This window comes from Arsenophonus sp. ENCA, from assembly GCF_002287155.1.
Classification (GTDB): Bacteria; Pseudomonadota; Gammaproteobacteria; order Enterobacterales; family Enterobacteriaceae; genus Arsenophonus; species Arsenophonus nilaparvatae.
Genome location: NZ_NHNG01000463.1, coordinates 1 through 3,702, shown reverse-complemented (window position 1 = coordinate 3,702; position 3,702 = coordinate 1). Strand labels below are relative to the sequence as shown.

General features: G+C 36.3%; 2 protein-coding genes and 3 pseudogenes. 2 read left to right on the top strand and 3 right to left on the bottom strand.

Going from position 1 to position 3,702, the window contains the following annotated elements:
• Positions 1-122: 122 nt before the first annotated feature.
• Positions 123-1,331 (bottom strand): annotated as a pseudogene (locus CBG25_RS12060) (aldehyde dehydrogenase family protein); the annotation flags it as partial.
• A 499-nt stretch (positions 1,332-1,830) separates the two neighbouring features.
• Between CBG25_RS12060 and CBG25_RS12055 the strand changes: the two are divergent.
• Together CBG25_RS12055 and CBG25_RS12050 are read left to right on the top strand one after the other, a co-directional pair.
• Positions 1,831-1,974 carry a hypothetical protein gene (locus tag CBG25_RS12055; RefSeq protein ID WP_290606890.1) on the top strand — a complete coding sequence of 48 codons (144 nt, stop codon included), beginning with the start codon at positions 1,831-1,833 and terminating at the stop codon, positions 1,972-1,974.
• A gap of 158 nt (positions 1,975-2,132) precedes the next feature.
• On the top strand, positions 2,133-2,570 hold the full coding sequence (locus CBG25_RS12050) for an IS110 family transposase (protein WP_290606888.1): 438 nt from the start codon (positions 2,133-2,135) through the stop codon (positions 2,568-2,570).
• A gap of 12 nt (positions 2,571-2,582) precedes the next feature.
• Here CBG25_RS12050 and CBG25_RS12045 read toward each other — a convergent pair.
• Together CBG25_RS12045 and CBG25_RS12040 are read right to left on the bottom strand one after the other, a co-directional pair.
• Positions 2,583-2,909 (bottom strand): annotated as a pseudogene (locus tag CBG25_RS12045) (UvrD-helicase domain-containing protein); the annotation flags it as partial.
• A gap of 396 nt (positions 2,910-3,305) precedes the next feature.
• A pseudogene (locus CBG25_RS12040) lies at positions 3,306-3,563 on the bottom strand (DNA helicase); the annotation flags it as partial.
• Positions 3,564-3,702: the final 139 nt, after the last annotated feature.

The following is a 3,702-nucleotide window of genomic DNA, read 5'->3' as shown; positions in this document are numbered from 1 at the left end:
TTTGACAAACTTACGTTTGGTGTGAGATGGCGATTCCAGTTTGCGAGTAAATACGGTCATAAAAGATCTGCGTTTAAAACGAATAAAGCAAATTTTAATCGATAACATGAGCTTTTGCGACAGCCTCGAGATGCCGGAGTATTAATTAAGATACGTGCGGTTTTCATTTTCTCGCCGAAATAATTAACTCGCTCAGTTTGATTGTCTTGATCAGTATAAAGACATGAAGTATGGCCAATACCACCCATCTCAACCAATTTTTCTGCTTTTCCAACGGCATCAGCAAAATCTTTAGTATGGTACATGGCAAGTAATGGTGAGAGTTTTTCATGGGCAAAAGGTTCTCTCTCATCTGTGGCTTTTACTTCTCCGATTAAAATTTTAGTATTTAACGGCACTTGTATGCCGGCTAGTTCAGCGATTTTTACCGCAGGTTGACCGACAATAGCCGCATTTAAATTACCATTTTTTAAAATAATGTTTTGTACTGCTTTAAGCTCTTTACCTTTTAATAAGTAACCGCCATGAGTGACAAAACGTTCGCGCACTTGATTGTAAATTTCGTCCACAATGATAACTGATTGCTCTGACGCGCAAATAACACCATTATCAAAAGTTTTTGACATTAAAATTGAAGCAACTGCACGTTTAATGTCGGCAGAACTGTCAATCACGACAGGTGTATTACCTGCACCTACACCGATGGCAGGTTTTCCTGAGCTATAAGCCGCTTTCACCATACCAGGTCCACCAGTTGCTAAGATAAGGTTAACATCAGGGTGGTGCATTAATGCATTTGAAAGTTCGACCGAGGGTTCATCTATATAGCCAATGATATCTTTTGGTGCACCAGCAGCGACAGCGGCTTGTAATACGATTTTAGCGGCGTTGTTAGTGGCATTTTTAGCGCGAGGGTGAGGGGAAAAAATAATCCCGTTACGCGTTTTTAGACTGATTAAAGATTTAAAAATGGCTGTCGATGTAGGATTAGTTGTTGGAACAATACCACAAATTAAGCCAATAGGTTCGGCAATGGTGATAGTACCAAAAGTAAGATCTTCGGACAGAATGCCACAAGTTTTCTCATCTTTATAAACATTATAAATATATTCCGAAGCAAAATGATTTTTAATCACTTTATCTTCTATAATTCCCATGCCAGATTCTTCAACTGCTAATTTTGCTAAAGGAATGCGAGAGTCAGCAGCAGCAAGAGCAGCAGCACGAAAAATTTTATCAACTTGATCCTGGGTAAAATTTGCAAATTGTTGTTGTGCTTTTTTTACACGCACGACAAGTTCATTGAGTTCAGTAACATTAGTTACAGACATAAAGATTACTCCTAATAAATGTTAAATTTTTTTAGTCAATTAGCCTAAATTAGTAGCAATATAATTAAATATGTGGTGTCATATTATATAAGTGCTGATTAGTTTTTAGTAAGCTAATTGACTTAAAAAATTCACATTATAAAAATAAGCAAAAACGCTTATTATATTTATGAGAACTCAATAGATATATAGCTTACCATTTATAAATAGTGCTAAAGTGATCTTTATCAAAAAAAGTGCATACTGAATCAATTCAGTAATAAGTTATATAAGAATAATTTCAATTAGCAATATAAGTAAATATCGAAGAATTAAGTTAGCAAGATTTTGTATGGTATCTAATTTAGAAACTTATTTTGTTATTGGAATTAGTTTTTGAATTTTAGCTAGATAAGTATGCTACGCTAAGATAAAGTGTTTTTTCTGCTAGTCTAAACATTATCTGTTTTGAATAATTAATTTTTAGCTAAGCGTTAATATTTGATTGAGGCACTCAATTGTGGTTGGTACTTTACTGGATCTTCCTAATTATATTAAGTTTTTTTTAGGTCTTTTTGCGTTAGTTAATACGATAGGAATTTTGCCTGTATTTATTAGCGGGCACCTCGAAAAACCTAAGCCGACACGAGTTTCGCACCAATAAAAAAACGCTCTATTTTTAAGTTTAATTCAGCATGATATATAAATAGTCAAAACCTTATAAATCAAATACAACTTATTGTAATTTAAGAAAATTTATGTTTTTTAGTAACTTGCAGATTAATCATTGCTTTTAAGCCATTTTTAGAATTTTATATGCCTGTGCGAAACTCGTGTCATATTAATAGCGATCCTGATTTAAAGAAAAACAAAGCGTTGCTGGAAAGCATACCTGGAATTGGTGAAATACTGAGTGCGAGTTTACTGGCTTATATCGGTAATATGTCAAAATTTAGCAACAGTAAAGAAGTCGTGGCCTATGTTGGTCTTAACCCAAAACTGCATGAGTCTGGTTTATTTAAAGGACGTAGTCGCCTATCAAAACGAGGTCATACAGAGCTCAGAAAAGCATTATACATGCCGGCTTTATCTGCCATTTCCTGTAACCCTATAATAAAAGCACAGTGGCAGCGGCTCGTATCACGTCACAAAGGAGGTAAAGTAGGCATCTGTGCGGCAATGCGAAAATTACTCCAATTAGCTTATGGTGTCTTAAAATCTGGCATCCCCTTCGATGAGAATATAGCTCTTGTATCATGATAAGAAAGACGGTATCTGATGCGTTTCACCGTTCATGGCCAGTAATGCATTAGCCATATCCGCGACACAGGCACCAAAGCGAAAGCTATGGGTTAACCAGAGACGGTCAGCATCACCAAGCAAAGGGGCATGTAATGCATCGACCGCCCCTCGAAAACGATAAATCTGTTGATGAGCATCACCCACCATCACTAACTTCCTGGTTTGACGAAACACAATATCGTGAGTAACCGGATTAGCGTCCTGCGCTTCATCAAACAAAATAACGTCAAAACGATGGGAAAGATTAGGTTGGGAGAGTTGGTACAGTTTTAAGTACATATCATGAACGACGGGGAAATTATCAGCAAGGTCAATCATTCGATGCCAGAGCCGTTCGCTCTGGCTAACAACATCAAGCCTGTTGCTCAATAGCAAAATTAATTGTGACTTACAAAAAAACCAGCTATTGATGATAAAATAATCAATTTTTGAATTAAAAATGACCTATATAAGATTAAAAAATAACCTATTTTTGTGTTTTTTAGATGTATCTAACTTGTTTTTATTGAAAGCAGTTTTATTTCACTATTGAGCAACAGGCTTATCATTAGCGGTAAATGATTTTTTAACTTGACCCATTAATATTGAAGGACAGTGACGTAACATAATCTGACTATCCACCCTGCACATAAAGTTCTTTAAGGTATCCTGAATCGCGTTTACGTATAGCCAGTCATCGCTCTGAATGGCATTAGCAATATCAAAAAGACGCAGAGAATGGGTTAATCGATTAGCGTAATTTCTACCAAAGCCAGGTCACGCCAGTTGATGAGAGGTTTTACAAAGCACATTAGCGGGAAATTTCTCGTCCGCCTTTTCTCTCACTGAGCGATTAAACGCAATGTAGAGCATCCGGAGTTCGAGATGTTTTTCAGCATATTTCACTAAGGTTGAGGTTTTTCCTGTTCGGGCAAAAGCATTAACGACAAGCTTATCGCCCTGCCAGTCAATAAACTAGTTGCTGAATAGAGACTTGCATTTTTTGTCACGCTATTGAGAATAAAAAGAGGTTTAACTTAGAGAATAAAGGTTTGAAATGATCAACAAAGAGCGGCTGTTACGAGATAATCGTTTATGTAAAGCAATCATT